Below are 24128 nucleotides of genomic sequence, written 5' to 3'. Positions count from 1 at the left end.
TCGACTGGTGTTTACTGTTATTTGTTTTTTTGTGTCATTTCGACGAAGGAGAAATCACATAACGAGAGCAACAAATGTGAGCAACAAATGTGATTTCTCCCTTTGGTCGAAATGACAAAATGGTGTAATTAATGAACCAACTCACTCTGGTTCCTGAAAACCAATTCCCCGTCAAAGGAATCCAGTAAAATAATACTGTCGGTGGTGATTTTTCCGGCGAGGATTTCTTTCGACAATTTGTTCAAGACGTCTCTTTGAATCACTCTTTTCACCGGTCTTGCACCAAATTGCGGATCGTATCCTTTCTCGGATAAATAGGCAATGGCTTCCGGAGTGGCGTCCATCGTGATGCCTTGTTGTGCCAGCATTTTGGTCACTGATTTCAGTTGCAAGCCCACGATTTGGGCAATATTGGCATTGGTCAAAGGCGTAAACATCACGATTTCGTCAATACGATTGATGAATTCGGGGCGAACGGTTTGTTTCAGCAAGCCCAAAACTTCTGTTTTTGCGGCTTCGGTCACGGCTTCGATGCTTCCTTTTAGATTGTCGAATTTCTCTTGAATAATCTGGCTTCCCATATTGGAAGTCATGATGATAATCGTGTTCTTGAAATCGGCCAAACGCCCTTTGTTGTCCGTCAAACGTCCTTCATCCAAGACCTGCAACAAGATGTTAAATGTATCTGGATGCGCTTTTTCAATCTCGTCCAACAGAATCACGGAATATGGTTTTCTACGAACAGCTTCGGTCAATTGTCCGCCTTCATCATAACCCACATATCCCGGAGGCGCGCCCACCAAACGACTCACGCTGTGGCGTTCTTGGTATTCGCTCATATCGATTCGGGTCATGGCATTTTCATCGTCGAACAAATATTCCGCCAAGGCTTTGGCCAATTCGGTTTTTCCAACTCCCGTGGTTCCCAAGAAAAGGAAGGTTCCCACCGGCTTTTTCATGTCCTGCAATCCGGCACGACTTCTACGCACGGCATCGCTCACGGCTTCGATGGCTTCTTCCTGACCCACGACGCGTTTGTGTAATTCGTCTTCCAGTTTCAAGAGTTTTTCTCTTTCGCCCTGCAACATTTTCATCACGGGAATTCCAGTCCATTTGGCCACGACTTCGGCAATGTCTTCTCGGGTCACTTCTTCTTTTATCAAGGAAGTTCCTCCTTTTTGATCTTCGGCCAATTGTTTTTGGAAAATATCCAAACGTTCCTGGGCTTCTTTTATTTTTCCGTAACGAATTTCGGCCACTTTTCCGTAATCTCCCTCTCGTTCTGCACGTTCTGCTTCGTATTTGAAGTCCTCGATTTCGGTTTTTACGGCTTGAATGTTGTCGACCACGTCTTTCTCGGATTTCCATTTGGTGAAGACTTCGTTTCGGTCGTCTTTGAGGTTCGCCAAATCCATTCCCAGTGCTTTCAGTTTGCTTTCGTCTTTCTCGCGTTTGATGGCTGCAATTTCGATTTCCAATTGCATTATTTTTCGATCCAAAACATCCAGTTCTTCGGGTTTGGAATTGATTTCCATTCGGATTTTGGATGCCGCTTCGTCCATCAAGTCGATGGCTTTGTCCGGCAAAAATCGGTTGGTAATATAGCGTTGCGACAATTCGACGGCGGCAATAATGGCTTCGTCTTTTATCTGCACTTTATGGTGTGTTTCGTATTTTTCCTTGATACCACGAAGGATGGAAATCGCACTTTCGGTATCGGGTTCCTCGATCATCACTTTTTGGAAACGGCGTTCGAGTGCTTTGTCTTTTTCGAAATATTTTTGGTATTCGTCCAAAGTCGTTGCACCAATGGCACGCAGTTCGCCACGAGCCAAAGCCGGTTTCAGGATATTGGCCGCATCCATTGCGCCTTCGCCACCTCCGGCACCAACAAGGGTATGGATTTCGTCAATGAAAAGCACAATGTCACCTTCGGCAGCCGTAACTTCTTTCACTACTGATTTTAGACGTTCTTCGAATTCCCCTTTGTATTTGGCTCCGGCAATCAAGGCTCCCATATCTAGTGAAAACACGATTTTGTCTTTCAGGTTTTCGGGAACGTCGCCATCCACGATTCGGTGTGCCAAGCCTTCGGCGATGGCGGTTTTACCCACACCGGGTTCACCCACCAACATTGGGTTGTTTTTGGTTCGACGGGTCAGGATTTGCAAAACCCTGCGGATTTCTTCGTCACGACCAATTACGGGATCGAGTTTTCCGGTTCTGGCCAGTTCGTTGAGGTTTTTGGCGTATTTGTTCAAGGAATTATAGGTTTCCTCGGCAGAAGCCGAAGTGACTCTTTCGCCTTTTCGGAGTTCGTCGATGGCGGCTTTCAGTCCTTTTTCGGTAACGCCTTGGTCTTTCAGGATTTGGGCTACCTTGCTTTTCGAACCAAAAATAGCCAAGATTAAATGCTCGATGGAAACGAATTCGTCGTTCATTTTTTTGGCAATGATTTCGGCTTCGTTCAGCGTGGTGTTTGCCGTCCTGGAAAGCATGATTTCGCCTCCGGAAACTTTTGGAAAGCTCTGGATGGTGCTGTCCAATATTTGTTCGAACAACGGAACATTTACATTTAGTTTTTTCAAAATGAAAGGCGCCACGTTTTCGTCGACTTCAAAAATGGCCTTGAAAATGTGTTCGTTCTCTATTTGTTGTTGTCCAAAACTCTGCGCCAATTGCTGTGAATGCTGGATGGCTTCCTGTGATTTGATTGTAAATTTATTGATGTTCATTTTACTTTTTATTTAAAGATGAATGTTTTCCTCACCCCAGCCTTCTCCAAAGGAGAGGGAGCCGAGTCTATATAATTATTTTTAATTTTTAATTCGTAATTTTTAACGGATTAGAATATCTTTGACAAATAATCGTCAAATCTTATTCCACCACTAAAGTTACGACATTTTGGCTGGATATAAGGGGTTTACGAACGACAAAATGACTTAAAAAACGACAAAATGAGTGTGTTTTCAAATATATTTGGTAGTTCTCAGGAACAAAATGATTCCAATAAAAAAATCAATTGGATTGCGTTGACTTTTATGGGGCAGTTGGATGAAATGGTTGCGTTTTCCAATCAAAAACCGGCCGTGATTTTTAAGCACAGTACCCGTTGCAGTATTAGCAGATTTGCCTTGAAACAATTTGAGAACGAGTTTGATTTGGAGGATAAAATTGATGCTTATTACTTGGATTTATTGGAGCACAGAGATATTTCAAACGAAATTGCGAGTCGTTTTGGAGTATATCATCAATCACCACAATTGTTGTTGATCAAGGAAGGAAAATCGGTTTATGATGTTTCCCACAGCGATATTGATGCCGGGGAGTTGAAAGGGAAATTGTAATTTTTTTACAGATTTACACAGATTCAAGCGGATTGTAAATTTATAAAGCCACGATTAGACCTATTTATAATAATGCAAATTGTTGGTTTTTAGCAAAGTAATGAAAGTCAAATTGACTTTTGTGTCACCGAATTTGCACCCTATTCATTATGATTTAACGCTGGTTTTTGAAAGTAGTGAAAAATAAAAAAGCCTGTAAATTCCTGGATTTACAGGCTTTTAGTTCTAATTGAATTTAGTTTTGTCGAATTGGATAGCCCAACTCTTGGGTTCATATCGTTATTGGTTTTTTTCTAATAAAGAGAAATACTTTCGAAATTTTAAAATCTATGTTCTATGTGGTTGAAAAATCAAACAATTTAATTACACCCAAGGGGTTAAAAATATATAAATGAAAGACACAAGGAAGATTAAATGGGGAATTATAGGTTTGGGTACTATTGCCCATCAATTTGCCAAAGATTTAATGCTGGTCGAAGAAGCCGAATTGGTTGCGGTGGCTTCCAGAAATCTTGACAAAGCTACAGCATTTGCCAAAAATTACGATTGCAAGAAAGCCTATGACTCGTATGATGCCATTATCAATGATGCCGAAGTCGACATATTATATATTGCAACACCCCATAATTCCCACGCCGCTTTGTCCATAAAAGCGTTGCAGAACAAAAAACACGTGCTTTGCGAAAAACCCATTGCCTTAAACCATGATGATGCGTTGCAAATGATTCAAGCATCGAAAGCGAACAACCAGTTTTTTATGGAAGCCTTTTGGACACGATTTAATCCTTCTTTTCGGGAAGCTTTTTCAAAAATTAAAAACGGTGAAATAGGAGAGATCAAATACATCAATGCCGATTTTGCCTTTTATGCCGATAATCTCGAAGGAATTGGTAACCGAAAAACCGATATGAATCTTGGCGGAGGCTCTCTTTTGGATATTGGTGTTTATCCTTTGTTTTTGTGTTATGTTGTTTTGGGAATTCCAAGTGAAATCTTGGCTAAATCAAATTTTCACAAAACTGGTGCCGATTTGCAAACTTCGATGATTTTGCAATACGATAATGCGCAAGCCATTTTGCATTCCAGTTTTGTTTCCACATCCAATATAAAAGCAACAATAAATGGCAGTAAAGGAAGGATTAATTTAAACACACTTTGGCACGAAGCCCAATCTTATACTTTGACAGTCAACGATTATGAGGAAGAATTTCCATTGCCAACCAAAGGCAAAGGCTTTACTTATGAAATTGAGGAATGTCATCAATGTATTAAAGAAAACAGAATAGAAAGTGAATTTTGGTCACACCAAAATAGTTTGGATCTTATCAAAATAGTTGATAAAGTCAGAAATCAAATTGGGTTGGTGTATCCTTCCTAGAACAATGAAAACGCCGAATTATAATAATCTCTATCTAATTTTAATTTTGAAAGGAAATTTATATTAAATTTAGATTTTAATTTTAAGCGTATGTTAGTCAAAGTTTTTGGAAGTGCCGTTTTTGGTGTAGAAGCCACCACCATTACCGTCGAAGTCAATATCGACAAAGGAATTGGTTATCATTTGGTTGGTTTGCCGGACAATGCCATCAAGGAAAGCAGTTATCGAATTGCCGCGGCGCTCAAAAATAACGGTTACGAAATGCCGGGCAAGAAAATTACCATCAACATGGCTCCCGCCGATTTGAGAAAAGAAGGTTCGGCTTATGATTTGACCTTGACCATTGGTATTCTCGTGGCTTCTTCCCAAATTCAAGCCGACGCAATCGACCAGTATGTTATTATGGGCGAGCTGTCGCTGGATGGTAGTTTGCAACCCATTCGAGGCGCTTTGCCCATTGCCATAAAAGCCAAAGAAGAAGGTTTTAAAGGTTTTTTCTTGCCCAAACAAAACGTGAAAGAAGCTGCAATCGTCACCGGATTGGATGTTTACGGTGTTGAAAATCTGCAGGAAGTCATTGATTTCTTGGAAGGAAAAGGCAGTTTGGAACCCACAACAATCGACACAAGAGCTGAATTTTATAAAACTTTGGACTTTCCTGAATTCGATTTTAGCGATGTGAAAGGGCAGGAAAGCATCAAGCGTTGCATGGAAATTGCCGCCGCCGGTGGACACAACATCATTCTGATTGGGCCGCCGGGAGCTGGAAAAACAATGCTTGCCAAGCGTTTGCCCAGTATTTTGCCGCCAATGACTTTGCGGGAAGCACTCGAAACCACCAAAATTCACAGTGTTGCCGGAAAACTAAAAGAAGTGGGATTGATGAACCAAAGACCATTTAGAAGTCCGCATCATACCATCTCGAACGTGGCGCTTGTCGGCGGCGGAAGTTATCCGCAACCGGGCGAAATTTCGATGGCGCACAATGGCGTTTTGTTTCTGGACGAATTGCCGGAATTCAAAAGAGAGGTTCTCGAAGTGATGCGTCAACCATTGGAAGATAGGGAAGTGACCATTTCCAGAGCCAAGTTTACCGTGACGTATCCTTCGTCATTTATGTTGGTGGCCAGCATGAATCCGAGTCCGAGTGGGTTTTTCAACGATCCCGACTCGCCGCAAACTTCTTCGCCACACGAAATGCAACGCTATTTGAGCAAGATTTCGGGGCCATTGTTGGATAGAATTGACATTCATATTGAAGTGACGCCAGTTCCTTTCGAGAAATTGTCAGAAGAACAAAAAGCGGAAAGCAGCGTCGATATTCGAAAAAGAGTGACATCAGCCCGCGAAATCCAGTCGGAACGTTTCGTTCAAATGGAAAACATCCATTACAATGCCCAGATGAACACCAAACACATCAGGGAACATTGCGCTCTTGACGATGATTCCAAACAATTGTTGAAAACCGCCATGGAACGCCTGAATCTTTCGGCCAGAGCCTATGACAGAATCCTGAAGGTTGCCCGAACCATAGCCGACTTGGAAGCCGCACCAAAAGTGATTTCCTCCCACATTGCCGAAGCGATTCAGTATAGAAGTTTGGATAGAGATGGGTGGTTGGGGTAGTTTTATTAAATAATTGAAAATTTAAGTTTATGGTTGGTGATATAAGGAATATAATTGTAATTCAAAGTTTATCAGATAAAGAAAAAAAGACAGGTAAGATATTATATGATGATATTATAAAAAGGCATATAGATTATTTGCAATCTGAAAATTTAAAAATGACACGTGAATTTCACGAAGTTTTAGATAAAAAGTCATTTGTTGAAATTCTTCATTTTTATGGGATTAATTCTCAATATATGAATGGAGGTATAGTAATTCACTTGGAAATGCACGGGTCAGAAGATAAAGACGGTTTAATATTATGTGATAATTCATTTATATCTTGGGAAGAAATAGTTGATTTATTGAGAATAATAAATATTAATACTAAAAATAATTTATATATTACTATGGCAACTTGTTTTGGTAGGTATATGTTTAAAGGTGTTAGTGACAAGAAAAAATCACCATATTCAGGATATATATCAGCTAGTAAAAAAGTTATAGTTGACGAAATAATGGATGATTTTACAATGATTTATGAAACTTTAATTGCTAATGGAAATTTAGTTCATTCTTATCTTGAGTTAGATAAAAAAGGTTCTAATTTTTTCTATATGGATTCTGAAACTACGTTTGAAAAGAATTTTGAAGCTTTTAAAAATAATCCAAATTTCAGAAAACAAGTACTTGATTCAGCAAATGAAACAGTAAAAAAAAGATTTGGTGAAATAGTAGATTGTGAAATGTCAAATTATATTTATGATGCTGGCTTAAAACAAATATATCTTCAACAAAAACAAAACTTTTTATTTTAACTTTTTATTAGATATTCAACTGTTTTTTAATGGAATAGAATATAGTGCAGAATTTAATTACTAAAAAAAATGTAATAATCATAGATAAATAATTTAGAAGAAAAATCATGACAGAAGAGGAAGAAAAAGAAGCACAAAAAAAAGCTGTTGAGGAACTAAATCAAGCCTGTAAAGATAGTGATAATTCATATTTTACTTATCTTATAAATCTTACAACGGTAGCTACTGGATTATTAGGTCTGTTGGTATCATTAAAATCGAATGAAGCAATAACACTAACTAGTAAATTATTATTTGTAATAACAATTTTATTATTAGCTTTTGGTATTGTATTCTCAATGATTACACAGTATAAAGAAGTACATAATGACAAAGAAAACTTAAGATATTTATCAAAATCGTTTCGTAATAAAAATTATAAAAAAACTTTTTTAGAACTTGTAAGTATGGATTTTGAATATACACCACCAACTAAACTATTTAGTAGAACAGAAATTTCAAGTTACATATTATTAGCATTGGCATTTATTACATTAATATTGTATGTAATTAGTCTTGAATTTCAATTTTAATAAAATAGTAAATAATAGCCCCGATAGAAACGAAAATCCTTGTGGGGGCTGGCGTTCAACCCCTACAAGATTGTAGTGTATAGCGGGAAATAGGTTTTTAAGAAACGAAATTTTTTGCTCCTAAAAACAATAAATTAATTACCGCACCAAAGGTTATATCTTCCCACATTGCCGAAGCGATTCAGTATAGAAGTTTGGATAGAGATGGGTGGTTGGGGTAGTTTGGCGTGTTGTTGGAATAGCTACAGAATACAATTCTGTGCAATCGGGTTTTTCTAGCCTTTTAAATTATCGTTGCTTAAATCGCAGTTCAACACGAAATTCCAATTTTCACCATCAATAAAGATTTTGATGGTTTTTACAATGAAAGATTCCAAAATAAAAAGGGTTCCACTTTAATTAAAAAGTGAAACCCTTGTTTTTTATATTTGGATGCTTTTTGAAAAGCATTTCCGTTTTTAATACAAATCTGTTTTTAAAACGGCACCGCTGCTGGCATTGGTCACCAAACTTCTGTATTGTCCCAGCCATTTTGAGGTTAGCACTTTTTTCAAAGGGACAAATTCGGCTTTTCTTTTGGCAATTTCTTCGTCGCTCAAATTCACGGACAAAATGTATTGATCCACGTCGATGTGGATTTCGTCGCCATCTTTAAGTAATCCAATCATTCCGCCTTCGGCAGCTTCAGGGCTTACGTGACCGATACTCGCTCCACGGGTTGCCCCGCTGAATCTACCATCGGTGATGAGTGCCACTTTGGCTCCCAATCCCATTCCCATAATCAAGGAAGTGGGTGCCAACATTTCCTGCATTCCCGGACCACCTTTTGGGCCTTCGTATCGAATAACTACCACATTACCGGCTTTTACTTTACCGCTTGTAATTCCATCCACCGCTTCTTGTTGGCCGTCAAAACAGATGGCTGTTCCGGTAAAAACCCTGTCTCCTGTAATTCCGGCTGTTTTGATTACTGCACCTTGTTCGGCTAGATTGCCGTACAAAATGGCCAAACCACCCACTTGTGAATACGGATTGTCAATCGTGTGGATAATTTTCGTGTCTTTGATGTAGGCATCCTTGATTTTTTCGAAAACCGTTTCACCGGTTATGGTCAGGTTGTCCAATAATATGGAATCGCCTCTTTTGGTCATTTCTTTCATCACCGCATTTACCCCGCCCGCCGTGTTGATGTCTTCCATGTGAACGGTGGACAAGCTTGGAGAAATTTTGGCAATATGAGAAACTCTTTTCGAGATGGCATTGATGTCCTCCAAATTGAAGTTCACGTCTGCTTCTTTGGCAATTGCCAACATGTGCAAAACGGTATTAGAACTTCCTCCCATGGCCATATCCACGGCAAAAGCATTTCTTACCGCATTTTCGTTAAGGATGTTTCTAAGTTTGAATTTTTCGGTTTGCGCCTTGTCTTTTGCTATTTCGCAAATTCTTTTGGCAGCACTTCTATACAGTTGTTCGCGCTCTTTGGTCAATGCTAAAATAGTTCCGTTTCCAGGAAGCGCTATTCCCATGGCTTCCATAAGGGTGTTCATAGAGTTTGCGGTAAACATTCCAGAGCAACTTCCGCCGCTAGGACAGGCGTTGCACTCGATGTCTTTTAATTCTTCCTCGTTCATTTGGCCAGCTTCAAACTTTCCAACGGCTTCAAAAGCAGTGGCAAGGTCAATTGGAGTTCCGTCTTTGGTATGTCCTTTTTTCATTGGGCCACCACTCACGAATATGGTTGGAACATCCACTCTCAAAGCGCCCATTATCATTCCCGGAACGATTTTGTCGCAGTTTGGAATGGCGATCATGGCATCTAATTTATGCGCATTCATAACCGTTTCGATGGAGTTGGCGATAATCTCTCTGGATGGCAATGAAAAAAGCATGCCGTCGTGTCCCATGGCGATACCGTCATCCACGCCGATAGTATTGAATTCAAAGGGAACACAGCCGTTTGCCTTGATTTCCTCTTTGATGATTCTGGCTACCCTGTCCAAGAAAAAGTGTCCCGGAATAATCTCTATAAATGAATTGGCTACACCAATGAAGGGTTTGTCAAAATCTTCATCCACTAATCCTGTTGCTCTAAATAATGATCTGTGAGGTGCTCTTTGGTACCCTTTTTTTACTTCATCACTTCTCATGCTAAATTTTTTTATATTTTTTAAAAATTGACTTTATTGTATTTTTTCAAAAGACGGTTCTCTTTTATTTCCGTGCAAAAGTACATAAAATCCCAGCGGATAGCATAATAATTGAACTTTGGTTCGTCGATTTAATTTACAAAAAAGTATTTTTTTGTGACGGGAGGGATTGAGGGATTAAATAAATCACGTTTTAAATAGTCTAAACTAATGACCTTTTTATGATGGACAGAGCATCGCTTGATAGATGAGGTTACTAAAAAAAAATACCGATCCTTGGACCAGTATTTATTAGATTCCTTGTAAACAGGAAGTATGTGATGCTTTTTAATAAATATCCAAATTTTGGAAAACAAATTCTTCCTCATCCAAATAAGCTTCCTCGAAATATTGGGTAAAATTTAAAGTATGTTTCACCACTTCGCCAATGACGATGATGGCAGGCGAGGAGAGTTGGTGTTCCTTAACTAATTCAGATATAGAACTGATGTTTCCCACCACTTTTTTCTCGGTGCTTTTGGTTCCGTTTTGGATGATGGCTACCGGCAAATCGTCGGTTCTGTTGGTTTGATAAATCGAAACGATTTCGTCCAATTTATTCATTCCCATCAAGATGACCACCGTTGCCGAGGATTGGGATGCCAAAGCCACGTCCTTGGATAATTTGTGGTCGGAAGTGGTTCCTGTGATAACCCAAAAACTTTCGGAAATTCCTCTTTGTGTCAGGCTGATTCCGTTGGCTGCGGGAACTCCCATAGACGATGATATTCCGGGAACAATGGCGGTTTCAATTCCAAATTTTTGCACGTATTCTATCTCTTCGCCACCACGACCAAAGATGAAGGGGTCGCCACCTTTCAAACGAACAACGTGACCATAGCGTTGCGCCATCGAAACAATGAGGTCGTTGATTTGGTCTTGGGTGTAAGCGTGGCAACCGATGCGTTTGCCCACGAAATGAATCTCCGCATTTTTGTTGGCGTATTGCAATAATTCTTCATTTATAAGAGCATCATAGAGGACGACATCTGCATTTTCCAGCGCTTTTATGGCTTTCAAAGTGATGAGTTCTGCATCCCCAGGACCAGCTCCCACGATAGTTAGTTTTGGATTGTTGCGTGTCATTTTCTATTGTATTAATTGATGTTCAGTTATTTAGTTTTTATTGCCACTATTAATCAACTAATGTGAATCAATAATGATTTAGCGAAACTAAGTATAAATACTTATGCAAAGATAAATAAATATAAGTAGTCGTAACAATAAAATAATGAATATTTTTTTCAATGCATTTTAAAAAGATTCCATTATTCTGTTAATGATACTTGTTTGATATGATATTTATCATTCTTTTTTTAAAATATTACAAATAACTTTGAGAATAATAAAATTATGACAGAGTAATCATCTATAAATTTATTGATATGGCAAAAGTGCAAGGAGCTATAGTCGTGGATACACAAACCTGCAAGGGCTGTGAAGTTTGTATTCCTGTTTGTCAGGAAAATGTAATTGGAATGTCAAGCGAGGTTAACCGGAAAGGCTACCATTATGCCTACATGAAAAATCCCGAAGCCTGCACAGGCTGCACGAATTGCGGCATCGTTTGTCCCGACAGGGTCATCTCGGTGTATAGAGTGAAAGTTTCGGCATAATCCTTAAAACAGTAGTGCAATGTCAGAATTAAAATTAATGAAAGGCAACGAAGCATTGGCTGAAGCTGCCATCAGGGCAGGGGTTGATGCTTATTTTGGTTATCCTATTACTCCACAAACAGAAATCATCGAATATTTAATGACCGAACGTCCCGAAATAAGAACCGGAATGGTCGTCCTGCAAGCCGAAAGCGAAATTGCGGCCATCAACATGGTTTACGGCGCAGCCAGTACCGGCAAGAAAGCGATGACTTCCTCTTCAAGTCCAGGGATTTCCTTGAAATTGGAGGGGATTTCTTATTTGGCTGGAGCCGAATTGCCGGCAGTAATTGTAAATGTAGTTCGAGCCGGACCGGGATTGGGAACCATTCAACCTTCGCAGTCCGACTATTTTCAATCGGTGAAAGGAGGAGGTCACGGCGATTACAAACTCTATGTTTTGGCACCGGCATCCGTTCAGGAAATGTCTGATTTCGTCGAAGATGCTTTCGATATTGCCTTTAAATATCGTGCTCCCGTCTTGATTCTCTCGGATGGATTAATTGGGCAAATGATGGAAAAGGTAATCCTCAAAGAGCCAAAACCGAGGATGACCAATGAAGAGTTGATTGAAAAATACGGAAGTTGGGCTGTTACCGGAAAAAAAGGCAGGGAACGCAATATCGTGACTTCACTCGATTTGCAATCCGAAAAAATGGAAGCCAGGGTTCATAGATTACTGAGAAAATACGATCAGATGGAAAAAGAAGACTTGCGTTTCGAAAAAATACACTGTGACGATGCCGAATACTTGATAGTTGCTTATGGTTCCAGTGCAAGAATTTCACAAAAAGCCGTTGAATTGGCTCGAGCCAAAGGTATCAAAGTGGGCTTGTTGCGCCCCATAACTTTATTCCCTTATCCGAAACAAGCATTATTTGAATTGGCCGATCAGGTAAAAGGAATTTTAAGTGTTGAATTGAATGCAGGTCAAATGGTGGAAGATGTCAGGCTTTCTGTTGAGCATAAAGTACCTGTGGAACATTTTGGCAGAACCGGAGGAATTATTCATACTCCTGAAGAAATTTTAGAAGCTTTGGAACAAAAAATCATCAATAATGGAAGTATTAGACATCATAAAACCAGAGAATCAAGTATTTTGTAAAACAAGATTAATGACGGATGCAGCCTTGTCTTATTGCCCGGGTTGTGGTCATGGAACGGCACATAATTTAATAATGGAAGTCGTTGATGAAATGGGAATTGCTGAAGACGTTATTGGCGTTGCGCCAGTAGGTTGTTCCGTTTTGGCATATGATTTTATGAATATTGACATGACGCAAGCTGCTCACGGTCGGGCACCAGCATTGGCAACAGCCATCTCGAGACTTTGGCCAGAAAAATATGTGTTTACTTATCAAGGTGACGGTGATTTAGCCGCCATTGGCACTGCCGAAACCATTCACGCCTGTAACCGGGGCGAAAACATCGTCATTATTTTTGTCAATAACGGTATTTACGGGATGACGGGCGGACAGATGGCACCAACAACTTTGGCAGGAATGAAATCATCCACTTCGCCTTACGGAAGGGATATTGAAACTATGGGTTCACCGTTGAAAATAACAGAGTTGATTGCCAATCTTCCGGGTGTTTATTACGTTACAAGACACTCAGTTCACACGCACAAACATGCTCGAAAAGCTAAAATTGCCATTCGAAAAGCATTTGAAAATACACGGTTGAATAAAGGACTTTCCTTTATCGAAATTCTTTCCAACTGCAATTCGGGTTGGAAAATGACGCCCAATGATTCCAACATTTGGATGGAAGAAAACATGTTTCCTTACTTTCCTCTTGGTGACATAAAAGTAGAGGGTAAATTAAAACAATAAGGTGATGACAGAAGAAATTATTATCGCAGGTTTTGGAGGACAAGGTGTTCTTTCGATGGGGAAAATATTGGCTTATTCTGGAATAATGCAAGACCAGGAAGTGAGCTGGATGCCGTCTTACGGTCCTGAAATGCGCGGTGGAACGGCAAATGTCACCGTGATTTTGAGTGACGAAAGAATTAGTTCCCCTTATTTAAAAATAGTGGACACCGCCATTATTTTGAACCAACAATCGATGGATAAATTTGAGGAATCCGTAAAACCGGGAGGTATTTTAATTTATGACCCCAACGGAATTACGCATCATCCATCCAGAACGGATATTTCTATTTTCCAAATTGAAGGCACCAAATTGGCGGCTGAAATGGGGAACAAGAAAATTTTTAACATGGTAATTTTAGGCGGATTTTTAAAAGAAAAACCCGTCGTGAAACTGGAAAACGTGATTGAAGGATTAAAAAAATCCATTTCGGAGCGTTATCATGATTTGATTCCATTAAACATGGAAGCCATTACGATGGGAATGAACAACATTGTCCCTTATTATGTAGTTAAAGAAGCTACTTTTCAAACCTAGTTTTTAGTATTTTTTCTATTCAAATTTCGGTATTGGCAGCCCAAAGTTCTTGGACTATTTGCTGTTCCAATTTTTTATTTTTTCTATTTATGGCATCGAATCCCGCAGGAAAATTATTTATTCTGCGGGATTTTTTTTGGTGTTAAATTAGAACAATCGGCAGTTGTCCCGTTTGATGAAAGCCTAGCTGGCACTTATTAAAATTTTATGAAACATCACGAAAAAGCTTCTGTGTCATAAGACTATTTGTATTTATAATTAGTTAATTATCAGTTAATTGTAAAATATTTTCTGTAATTTTAAAGGCTTGGAAAACTGCTAATAAACTAATGGGATTTTGCCTCTAATTTCATTGTGTCCACTTAAAATTTGCTATTAAAATAATTGCTTGGGGAGGAATCTGAAAATCCTTTAACAGAGTAGGGAAATTATTTAACTCATTAAAATTTATAAGCATGAAAGCAAAAATCTTTACTTCACTGATTTTGGGAATGCTGTTTTTGTCCGCGACAATTGGTCAGGCCCAAAATATTCTTTACGATGGTGGGTTTAAAACGACCACAACAATCAACAATTATTTCAATCAGCTGGAACCGGACAACATTTGGTATTCTTGGCAGAATTCGCAAATTAATAACAATGTGACTGTTGTTGATGAAGTGTGCCATTATGAAATAGTTGGTTTAGGTGCAGATAAAAACACTTGGGATATTCAGTTAATTCAAAAAGGGTTTCCGTTGATTCAAGGTCATTCTTACCAACTATCCTTCGATGTAAAAGCAGATGCCAATCGTTCCTTTGGTCTTTTCTTGGGGGAAAATGGTGGCGCATGGACAAGCATAATTGGTTATGACAAGTACAAACAATTTGCCACAACCGATTGGAAAACCATAACAATTGATTTTGTTGCTGCAACTGTATTTTCGAGCCACAAACTAAGTTTTGAGTTGGGTGCGGAACAAGTAGTTACTCATTTTGACAATATTATGTTGATCGATAAGGGAATTGTTTTTCCTAGCATAGGTGTTCTTGGAACAGCCTTGAACGGCTGGGATGTTGATGTTGACATGCAAACAACAGATGGAATTAAATATGCTTTGTTGAATTATCCGCTAACTGCCGGCTTTGCTAAATTTAGGCAAGATAATGCTTGGGATCTCAATTGGGGAAATGCCAGCTTTCCTTCTGGGATTGCATACCCAGGCGGTCCAAATATTCCTATACCAATTTTAGGAAATTACGACATCATTTTTAATCGACTAACAGGCGAATATTTATTTGTCTGTGTGAGTAATTGCCCTGCTTCAGTTGGAATTCTTGGAAGCGCAGTTCCACCCAATTTTAGTTGGGATGTTGATGTAAATATGGGGACTGTGGATGGAAAAGCCTATACCTTAAAAGGCTACACCTTTGTTGATGGCGAGGCAAAATTCAGGCAGGACGACAGCTGGAACTTAAATTGGGGCAACAAATTTTTTCCAAAGGGAACCGCAATTCCCAATGGTCCCAATATTCCTGTTAAGGCTGGCGCATACAATGTGACTTTTAATACCGTTACGGGGGATTATAGTTTCGAATTTCCCATGATTGGAATTGTCGGTTCTGCTTTAAACGGCTGGGATCTTGATGTTGATATGCAAACTGCAGATGGAATTACTTACACTTTAAAAAACTTTTCGTTTAAAGATGGAGAAGTCAAATTTAGGCAGGATCATAAATGGGATACTAATTGGGGAAGCAATACTTTTCCAACGGGTATTGGTCTTCCCAATGGTCCCAATATTCCAGTTCTTGTTGGAACTTATGATGTGACTTTTAACAGGGTTTCGGGAGAATACAGTTTTGTGGCAACTTCCTGTCCAATCGCGGGAATTAAATGTCCTGATACTATTTACATGATTAATTCAGCAGGAATGTGTGGAGCCCAAGTTTATTATCCTCCAGTTTTTGCAGCGCCTAATTGCGGTGGAGGAGGGATTTCAATCGTACAAACAGCTGGATTGCCAAGCGATTCTTTCTTTCCGGTAGGTTCTACCACCAATACATTTGTGCTCACCAATGCAGCCGGTAAGACTGCAACTTGTAGTTTTGATGTAAAGATATTTGATGTAGAACCACCAGCAATAACAGGTATTGCCGATCAGTTGGCACCATTATGGCCACCAAACCACAAGATGGTTCCAATAAGCCTTGATTACAATGTTACGGATAATTGCGGTGGAACTGTTACTAATGAGATTTATATCTCTAGCAATGAGCCAGAGAATGGACTAGGCGACGGTGACGTGGCCGGTGACTGGAAAATAAAAGATCCTCATACCATTCTTCTACGGGCAGAACGATCTGGTACGGGAACCGGAAGAATATATTACATCTACATAGTAAGCCATGATAATTCATATAATTATACTTATAAAACAGTAACTGTTGCGGTACCTCATGACAAAGGTAAAGAGGTTGTTGTAGCAACTAATCAGCTACCCAAAGTTCCTGATGATTACAAATCAGGAATAACCGCCGAGTCTATCGTAAATGTTCCATTTGTATCAAGTGTATGGCCAAATCCAAGTAATGATAGTTTTAAACTTGAAGTTCAATCTTCATCAAATGAGAATGTGATGTTGTTTGTATTTGACATCAATGGCCTCTTGGTTTCGAAATTGAATGCCGGCAGGGAACAAATTATTTCATTTGGTGCAGAGTTAAAAGTGGGGATTTATATGGTTGTCGTTAGACAAGGTAATAATTTTAAGACCTTTAAAGTGGTGAAACAATAAACGATAGGTAAAAATTCTGTTATTCTAGAGGCTGTCAATATAAAGGCAGCCTCTTTTTATTTTTTTTTAATCCCACTAATTTATCTATTTTTATAAAAAATAGTATTTATGATTTTTCGTGCCAAAACTGTATTGCTTCTTTGTGGATTGATTTCCGTGGTTTCCTGTAAATCTCAAAGTGTAGTTTCCAATACTTTGACCGAGAATCAACCCATTGTCAACGACACCACTTTCGTGAACATAAAAGACTATAGTCCCGATTTTGTGTATGACATGAAATATGCCACATCCGATAATTTTTTGAAAGCCAAAGTCTATGATTGCGCCGAATGTTTTTTGCGATTGAAAACCGTCAAAGCCATCATCAAGGCGAATGCCGTTTTTATGAAAAAGGGGTATAAAATCAAGTTTTTCGATTGTTACCGCCCTTTGGATATCCAGAAAAAAATGTGGAAAATTGTGTCAAATCCTTCTTATGTTGCCGATCCTGCCAAAGGTTCCATCCACAATAGAGGAGGAGCGGTAGACATCACCTTGGTAGATTCAAACGGGGCAGCACTCGATATGGGAACTTCCTTTGACCATTTCGGAATTGAAGCCAGTCATAATTATTCCAATCTTTCGAAAAAAGTAAAAAAGAACAGGGCATTATTGAAAAAAGTAATGATCGAAAATGGATTCAATTCCTTTGATTCGGAATGGTGGCACTACAATTTGAAATCAGCCTTGACTGACAAGGTTTCGAATGTTAAATGGAAATGTGATTAGTTATTTTTCGATACAGCGTAAATTCTCCATAAAGTAGGTTTCGGGATGGTAAACCTCGTTGTTCATCTCGGATTTGAATTCCTTTTGCATGACATAATCTTCTATGTCCGTCAAATATTTGATGCGCATCAAGTTTACAGGCGAACTTTTAAGGTCTTCCATCGAACCTTTTACAAACATGAAAATGCCTGACAGTACCCTGTTGTCATAACCTTCGTTGTCACGAAGCAACGAACCGCAATTTTCTTGGTCAATATGGAGGAGCGTCACTATTTTTCCATTATTCAATTGCAGAAACAATTTCGAATCTTTGTCAAAACAATTGGCTTTCATGAAATCCTTGCTTTTTTTGATATGCTGCAAATTCAGTGTTGGTGTGCCATCTGTCAATGCCAATGAAAAGAAGATATAACTGGAATTTCCGGCGAATTTTTTTTCATAAACCATAAATTCCTTGGTCACTTTGTAGGTTCCGATGGAATCGGTGATATTGGTGCTGTATTCACAAGTTTTTTGGGCGAATAATGTGGTGCTTGTCAAGAATATAATTAGTAGTACAGTTCTGTTCATTTTTAGTGTATTTTTTTGCAAATTAAAACTATTTTATCGTCATTTTCATCCGTCGTAAAAAAACAATAGCGATTTCCACCCTCTTTTATTTTCCATTTTTTTCGAATGCTTTCCACGGAGTCCGGAAAATTTCGGGTGGTAATATTGAGTTGTTGCTTTTCGAGATGATTCTTCATATTGGTTTTATGGTAAGGGAACGAGTTTTCAATTTCAAAAACTCTTCCCGGAAAAGGTATCAGGGTGGCATTGGTATATAAATGGGAATGTTTGTGCAGTTTGTTCAGCTTGAAAAAAGTCCCGACTTCATCAAAACCTCCCGATTTCATTATGGCACTGTTGGGTTCATACAAGTAGTTGCTGGGTAAACCATACTTTGGACTTTCGGAAGCATTGTCAAAAACGAATTCGAAAGTGTCTACTTTTTCCTTGACAAGATTAACGGTTTTGATGGTTGTTTTGCCAGAATAACCTTTTTGCAATTCCCACAACAATTCCTTTACCTCGTTTTCCAAAGCGACGACATGGATGGTTTTCACGTTTTGCAGTTCTGACAAACCCGCCGAAATGTCGAGCAGGGGCGCTGTTTTTATGAGAATGGAATTGGAATGTTCAAACAATATATCCAGATGTTCGGGCACGTTGGGCAAACAATCCTGGAGCATAAAAACTTTGCCCTTGGCATCGTTTCTTCGTGAAGGGTCGATGTAAATCCAGTCCCATTTCGAGTTTAATTTTGCCAAAGTTTCCAGACTGTCTCCCGAATGGCAACTTATGTTTTTTACGCCCAGTTGTTCGAAATTGTGTTGTACAATCTGTGAAAGTTCCGGATTTATTTCGCAATGCACGACCGCTTTTATTTTTTTGGCAAAATAGAAATCGTCCACGCCAAAACCGCCCGTCAAATCGATCAGGCTTTCGCCTGAAATCAAGGAAGCTTTATGGGAAGCCGTTTTTTCGGACGAGGTTTGTTCTACAGATATTTTGCTGGGATAGACAATGTTGTTGGCGGCAAACCAAGTCGGTAATTTTAGTTTTGCCTTGGCTTTGGCTTCAATCTGGTTCAAGACGTCAATCCATTCCAGTTCAGGAAATGGATTCTTTTGCAATGCCAATTTTGAGATGTTTGTATCAATATTGGCATTGATAAACTGTTGAATTTCCGGATTCAGCATATTTAAATCCAAGATTATATGTTTTTAGTTAGTAGTTGAATTATCGCATTTTCAGGGAAAAATTCTTTGCCTATTACTTTTAGAATAGTGTACAAAGGAACGGCAATAATCATCCCTAATATTCCCGAAAGAAATCCCGCAATCAATATTACCAAGAATATTTCCAACGGATGCGAACTGACGCTTTTGGAAAAAATGATGGGTTGCGAAAGGTTGTTGTCAATAATTTGAACAATCCAAAAACCTATTAAAACGTAGATGGTGGTTGGTAATATTTCGGTTTGGAAATTGCTTCCCAAGTTGCTCAACATGGTTAAAATAGCGGCCAAAAAGGAAGCAATAAGCGGACCAATGTAAGGCACGATGTTCAATATGGCGCACAAAAAGGCAATGATGAACGGATTGGGGATGCCAAAAATAAAAAGTACGATTAGGTATAAAACGAACACGATAAATAATTGTAGCAACAGGCCTATAAAATAGCGGGAAAGCAAATGGTTTATCTTGTGTACAGAATTCAAAATTTGGTCTTCGTGACTGTCCGGGATTAGTTTTTTTGCTCCATTGACAAATTTTAATCTGTCTTTTAGAAAGAAAAAAGTAATAAACAATACCGATGCCAAGCCAATTCCGAAACTGCTGATGGTTCCCAAGATTGTATTCAGAAAATTAGGGATAAAATTGAAATTTATTTTGGAAGTAATATTGGCTTCCTTGAGCATTTGTTCCGAATCGATGTTGTGGCTTTCCAAAAAAGCGGAAACTTGGTGGGTCAATTGTGTTATGTTTTTTTCGATTTCAGTTGTTTTTAGCAGGGATAAATTTTGTCCTTGGGAAGAAATCAAAGGGATAAACATCAATATGAAACCGGTAATAAACAGGATAAAAATAAAAAGTGTGGCAACAGTGGCCAAAGTATGCTTGAATTTTAATCTTTTTTTGAAGAAGTCAAGAATAGGATTTCCAATTAAAGTAAGAATCAGGGCTACCAACAGATATATTAGAACGGATTGGATGAGGTATAGGAGATACAAGGCTACCGCCGTCAAAATTAAAAATCCAATTGCTTTTAAGATTCCGTTTGCGATTATTTTTGAAGTTATCATAAATTGTTTTTAGAGGATAAAGATAAAAAAAACTCGCCACGAAGTAGCGAGTTTTGTATTCTAAAAAATTAATGATTGTTATTGTCCAATTGTGGCTCTTGGCCCACCAGTAGTAAATATGGCAAGCATTCTTGATTTTTGACCATTGGTAAACATGTACATTCCCCTATCGTCAGTATAATCCATATAGTTCATCGTCATTTCGTTGTGTGTAGGCAGACAAGTGCTTACATAAGGATATGTTGGAACGCCATAATTGGCAGTTTTGGCGACAGGAGTGTCAGTAACTTGGTCATTTCCACAAGAAGCATCTCCCCAAATGTGGCGTAGGTTCATCCAGTGTCCCACTTCATGAGAAGCGGTTCTTCCTAAATTGTATGGATAACTTGCCGAGCTTGATAATCCAAAATAGAAAGAATCAATTACAACCCCGTCCGTGGCAAGACTGCCTCCCGGGAATTGTGCGTATCCCAAAATACCGCCACCTATTTTGCAAGCCCATAAATTCAAAGTTGTTGAAGGGGAAGTAGGGTCTAATCCTCCTTTTTTAGTACTTTTCATGGCATCCCTTGTTCCCCAAGAGGTCTTGGTAGTTGCCTTTCTGTTAATTCCTGCCAACTCAAAAGTGATTCCCACATTGGCGGCCACGCCGGCAAATTCGGCTGGAGTAGAACTGAAATCTGTGTTTGTGGCAGTGAAATCCTTGTTTAATACATCAATTTGAGATTGAATTTGGGTGTTGGAAATGTTTTCGGCTGCTGTTCTGTACAAAACATTTACTACAACAGGAATTACAATTTTTCCATTTACCAATCTATAGTTAGAGGAAGAGTTAGAGGAAGAGGAAGAAGCAATTCTTTTTTGGGTAAAAGCTTCAATTTGGTTCATTCTTATGGCCAAGGTTGGATCGGCAATCAATTGTGCTTCCAGTACTTCTTGTGTGGCGCAACCACGATGGGCAATGGCATTTGTTGTTGAATCCGTTGCTTCGTTTTGACAAGCAACAAGCAGCAAGAGGACAGCTGCAGATAAAATAGTTTTTTTCATAATATTAGCTTTGTTAAATAGTTGTGGTTTAAGTTGGTTTGTTTGAAAATAATACAACAAATTTACTAAAATTACAAATAATATTTATGAAAAATATTGTTTTGTTGTTTTAAAGTTAAAATTATTTCTTGCGAAATGGAATTAACTAAAAAAATAGGATCAATTATTGAAAATATAATTCATGATATTAGCTCCCATTTTCAAAGCTTTTTCACGGACATAAGCAGGGTTATTATGAACTTCTGGATCTTCCCAGCCATCGCCCAAGTCACATTCGAATGTATAAAGCAATACCAACCTGTTTTCAACAAAAATGCCAAAAGCCTGAGGACGCTTACCATCGTGCTCGTGAATTTTGGGCAATCCGCTTGAAAATAGATAAGGTTTTTGAAAGATTTGGTGGTTTGCGGGAATTTCGACCAGGTCTGTATTGGGAAATATTTTCTTGATTTCTTTCCGAATGTATTGATCCATTCCGTAATTGTCGTCAATGTGCAGGAAGCCTCCCGAGGTCAAATAATTTCTTAAATTAGTAACATCAGAATCGTTGAAAACCACGTTTCCGTGCCCTGTCATGTGAAGAAAAGGATAGGAAAACAAATCGGGGCTTCCAGGCTCCACGGTGGCAGGCTTGGGTTTGATTTTGGTATTGATGTTGGCGTTGCAATATTTTATCAAATTAGGCAATGAAGTGGGATTGGCATACCAATCGCCGCCTCCGCTGTATTTTACCAAGGCAATTTCTTGGGAAAATGAAGTAAAAGAAATCAGTATTAAAATGTATACTATTCGTTTCATAAAATGATAAATTATCCAGTGATTTTTCCTTTTTTAGAACAATCTTGTTTATTGTGTCATTTCGACGAAGGAGAAATCGCATGGCTTGAGCAACTAATGAGATTTCTACTTCGTCGAAATGACAAAGCAATATGGTTTTTGCATATTTGAATCATTCTTCATTCACAAAAACCACGCTGTGACAAGCCACAATCGCCGCGGTTTCGGTGCGTAATCTGGTGTTTCCCAAAGATACCGGAACGAAATTGTTTTCGAGTGCCAATGCAATTTCTTTTTCCGAGAAATCGCCTTCGGGACCGATGAGCAAAGTGACGTTTTCGCCTGGTTTCAAAACGGATTTCAATGATTTTTTGTCCGTTTCTTCACAGTGGGCTATTAATTGCAAGCCGTTATTTTTGAGTTTGATGAATTCCTTGAAAGTCTTGGCTTCGTTCAGTTTTGGCAAAAACAACACATTGGATTGTTTCATTGCCGTCAACAGTATTTTTTCGAAACGTTCTTTGTTGACCACTTTTCGTTCGGAACGATCACAGATAATAGGCGTGATTTCGTGAATGCCGATTTCGGTGGCTTTTTCCAGAAACCATTCGTAGCGGTCATTCATTTTGGTGGGAGCCACCGCCAGATGCAATTGAAATTTTGAAGGTGCCGCTTTTTCGACGGCAAGAATTTGGACCGTACATTTATTGTCGGAAGCCAAGGTAATTTCGGTTTTAAATAGAAGTCCCAAACCATTGGTCACAAATAAAATATCGGTATCTTTTTTGCGCAATACTTTAATGATGTGTTTGCTTTCTTCCTTGTCAAAAGAAAAGCTTTCGGTGGTTTCGTCAATATTTGGATTGTAAAATAATTGCATAGTTAGAATTGAATTCGGGCTTTTGAAACCACGGATGAGTTTTCGAAATTTTGGGATAAAAACTTTTGATACCCCACGATTCCTATCATGGCAGCATTATCGGTAGTGTATTCAAATTTTGGTATGTAGGTTTTCCAACCGTATTTGGTTTCAGCTTCTTTCAAAGTATTTCGAATTCCGGAATTGGCCGAAACGCCTCCGCCAATGGCGATTTGCTTGATGCCGGTTTCCTTCACGGCCAATTTCAATTTGTCCATCAAGATTTCGATAATTGTGCCTTGGATGGAAGCACAAATATCGTCTAGATTTTCTTCAATGAAATTGGGATTTTCCAGTTTTTTCTTTTGGATAAAATACAAAATGGCCGTTTTCAAACCGGAAAAACTGAAGTCCAAGCCTGGAACTTTGGGTTTGGTAAAAGCAAAAGCTTTCGGATTTCCAAGTTGGGCATATTTATCGATCAATGGGCCGCCGGGATAGGGAAGTCCCAATATTTTGGCACTTTTGTCGAAAGCTTCTCCCACGGCATCATCGGTGGTTTCGCCAATGATTTCCATGTCGAAAAAGTCGTTCACTTTCACGATTTGGGTATGTCCGCCCGAAATGGTCAGGGCCAGAAAGGGAAATGTTGGTTTGTCAAATCCTTCTTCGTCGATGAAATGGGCCAAGATATGTGCCTGCATGTGGTTGACGGCAATCAATGGAATTTGCAAGGCCAGCGACAAGGATTTGGCAAAAGAACTTCCCACCAAAAGCGAGCCCATTAAACCAGGACCTTGCGTAAAGGCGATTGCAGAAAGCTGTTCTTTTGTTATATTTGCTTTGCGAAGTGCTGCATCAATTACAGGAACTATGTTTTGCTGATGCGCACGAGAGGCCAGTTCTGGAACCACGCCGCCATATTGATTGTGAATCAGTTGGTTAGCGACGACATTCGACAGAACTTTGTCGTTATGTAATACCGCTGCGGCCGTGTCATCACAGGAACTTTCGATAGCGAGAATAAAAACCTCGGGATTTTGCATAAAAAGGCGTGATTTTTGAATTATATT

At 39.0% G+C, this 24128-nt stretch carries 21 protein-coding genes; 11 read left to right on the top strand and 10 right to left on the bottom strand.

What is annotated here, in order from left to right; translation table 11 throughout:
- Window positions 1-128 precede the first annotated feature (128 nt).
- Complete coding sequence (clpB, locus tag OZP13_RS08905; RefSeq protein ID WP_281299393.1) at window positions 129-2735, bottom strand: ATP-dependent chaperone ClpB; 2607 nt, start codon at window positions 2733-2735, stop codon at window positions 129-131.
- A 222-nt stretch (window positions 2736-2957) separates the two neighbouring features.
- Here clpB and ytxJ point away from each other — a divergent pair, with 222 nt between their 5' ends.
- From ytxJ to OZP13_RS08880, 5 genes are all read left to right on the top strand, one after another.
- On the top strand, window positions 2958-3347 hold the full coding sequence (ytxJ, locus tag OZP13_RS08900) for a bacillithiol system redox-active protein YtxJ (protein ID WP_269239747.1): 390 nt from the start codon (window positions 2958-2960) through the stop codon (window positions 3345-3347).
- Between the two features lie 391 nt (window positions 3348-3738).
- Window positions 3739-4725, top strand: a complete 987-nt coding sequence (locus OZP13_RS08895) for a Gfo/Idh/MocA family protein (protein ID WP_281299392.1) — start codon at window positions 3739-3741, stop codon at window positions 4723-4725.
- A 90-nt stretch (window positions 4726-4815) separates the two neighbouring features.
- Complete coding sequence (locus OZP13_RS08890; RefSeq protein WP_281299391.1) at window positions 4816-6351, top strand: YifB family Mg chelatase-like AAA ATPase; 1536 nt, start codon at window positions 4816-4818, stop codon at window positions 6349-6351.
- 29 nt (window positions 6352-6380) lie between these two features.
- A complete protein-coding gene (locus OZP13_RS08885; RefSeq protein ID WP_281299390.1) occupies window positions 6381-7151 on the top strand; it encodes a hypothetical protein in 771 nt (256 codons plus the stop codon).
- 107 nt (window positions 7152-7258) lie between these two features.
- Window positions 7259-7723, top strand: coding sequence for a hypothetical protein (locus OZP13_RS08880; RefSeq protein ID WP_281299389.1), 465 nt, complete (start codon window positions 7259-7261; stop codon window positions 7721-7723).
- A gap of 458 nt (window positions 7724-8181) precedes the next feature.
- Here OZP13_RS08880 and ilvD read toward each other — a convergent pair whose 3' ends face one another.
- Both ilvD and cobA read right to left on the bottom strand, forming a co-directional pair.
- On the bottom strand, window positions 8182-9873 hold the full coding sequence (gene ilvD / locus OZP13_RS08875) for a dihydroxy-acid dehydratase (protein WP_281299388.1): 1692 nt from the start codon (window positions 9871-9873) through the stop codon (window positions 8182-8184).
- Between the two features lie 327 nt (window positions 9874-10200).
- A complete protein-coding gene (gene cobA, locus OZP13_RS08870; protein ID WP_281299387.1) occupies window positions 10201-10998 on the bottom strand; it encodes a uroporphyrinogen-III C-methyltransferase in 798 nt (265 codons plus the stop codon).
- A 299-nt stretch (window positions 10999-11297) separates the two neighbouring features.
- On the opposite strand from cobA, the gene OZP13_RS08865 reads away from it, so the two are divergent.
- From OZP13_RS08865 to ddpX, 6 genes are all read left to right on the top strand, one after another.
- Window positions 11298-11528 (top strand): 4Fe-4S dicluster domain-containing protein, encoded by a 231-nt coding sequence (locus OZP13_RS08865; protein ID WP_269239742.1) that lies wholly within the window; start codon window positions 11298-11300, stop codon window positions 11526-11528.
- A gap of 19 nt (window positions 11529-11547) precedes the next feature.
- Window positions 11548-12672 (top strand): 3-methyl-2-oxobutanoate dehydrogenase subunit VorB, encoded by a 1125-nt coding sequence (locus OZP13_RS08860; protein ID WP_281299386.1) that lies wholly within the window; start codon window positions 11548-11550, stop codon window positions 12670-12672.
- Complete coding sequence (locus OZP13_RS08855; RefSeq protein ID WP_269239739.1) at window positions 12626-13402, top strand: thiamine pyrophosphate-dependent enzyme; 777 nt, start codon at window positions 12626-12628, stop codon at window positions 13400-13402. The genes OZP13_RS08860 and OZP13_RS08855 overlap by 47 nt, the downstream gene beginning before the upstream one ends.
- 4 nt (window positions 13403-13406) lie before the next feature.
- Window positions 13407-13979, top strand: a complete 573-nt coding sequence (locus OZP13_RS08850) for a 2-oxoacid:ferredoxin oxidoreductase subunit gamma family protein (RefSeq protein WP_281299385.1) — start codon at window positions 13407-13409, stop codon at window positions 13977-13979.
- Between the two features lie 455 nt (window positions 13980-14434).
- Complete coding sequence (locus OZP13_RS08845) at window positions 14435-16756, top strand: carbohydrate binding domain-containing protein (protein WP_281299384.1); 2322 nt, start codon at window positions 14435-14437, stop codon at window positions 16754-16756.
- Between the two features lie 108 nt (window positions 16757-16864).
- Complete coding sequence (gene ddpX, locus OZP13_RS08840; RefSeq protein ID WP_269239734.1) at window positions 16865-17524, top strand: D-alanyl-D-alanine dipeptidase; 660 nt, start codon at window positions 16865-16867, stop codon at window positions 17522-17524.
- On the opposite strand, the gene OZP13_RS08835 is transcribed toward ddpX, so the two are convergent.
- From OZP13_RS08835 to tsaD, 7 genes are all read right to left on the bottom strand, one after another.
- Window positions 17525-18094: a hypothetical protein gene (locus OZP13_RS08835; RefSeq protein WP_281299383.1), complete on the bottom strand. Its 570-nt coding sequence runs from the start codon at window positions 18092-18094 to the stop codon at window positions 17525-17527. It lies immediately after the preceding gene.
- 2 nt (window positions 18095-18096) lie between these two features.
- Window positions 18097-19266 carry a class I SAM-dependent methyltransferase gene (locus OZP13_RS08830; protein ID WP_432419472.1) on the bottom strand — a complete coding sequence of 390 codons (1170 nt, stop codon included), beginning with the start codon at window positions 19264-19266 and terminating at the stop codon, window positions 18097-18099.
- A 14-nt stretch (window positions 19267-19280) separates the two neighbouring features.
- Window positions 19281-20372: an AI-2E family transporter gene (locus OZP13_RS08825; protein ID WP_281299382.1), complete on the bottom strand. Its 1092-nt coding sequence runs from the start codon at window positions 20370-20372 to the stop codon at window positions 19281-19283.
- Window positions 20373-20450: 78 nt separating this feature from the next.
- Complete coding sequence (locus tag OZP13_RS08820; protein ID WP_281299381.1) at window positions 20451-21419, bottom strand: zinc metalloprotease; 969 nt, start codon at window positions 21417-21419, stop codon at window positions 20451-20453.
- A gap of 159 nt (window positions 21420-21578) precedes the next feature.
- Window positions 21579-22217, bottom strand: coding sequence for a DUF4159 domain-containing protein (locus OZP13_RS08815; RefSeq protein WP_269239728.1), 639 nt, complete (start codon window positions 22215-22217; stop codon window positions 21579-21581).
- Window positions 22218-22368: 151 nt separating this feature from the next.
- Window positions 22369-23076, bottom strand: a complete 708-nt coding sequence (locus OZP13_RS08810) for a 16S rRNA (uracil(1498)-N(3))-methyltransferase (protein WP_281299380.1) — start codon at window positions 23074-23076, stop codon at window positions 22369-22371.
- Window positions 23077-23078: 2 nt separating this feature from the next.
- A complete protein-coding gene (tsaD, locus tag OZP13_RS08805; protein WP_281299379.1) occupies window positions 23079-24101 on the bottom strand; it encodes a tRNA (adenosine(37)-N6)-threonylcarbamoyltransferase complex transferase subunit TsaD in 1023 nt (340 codons plus the stop codon).
- Window positions 24102-24128 lie beyond the last annotated feature (27 nt).

It is taken from the genome of Flavobacterium limnophilum (assembly GCF_027111315.2).
In the GTDB taxonomy this organism is placed as follows: domain Bacteria; phylum Bacteroidota; class Bacteroidia; order Flavobacteriales; family Flavobacteriaceae; genus Flavobacterium; species Flavobacterium limnophilum.
Note: the sequence above shows the minus strand (reverse complement) of the source record. Positions and strands in the feature narration are given on the sequence as shown.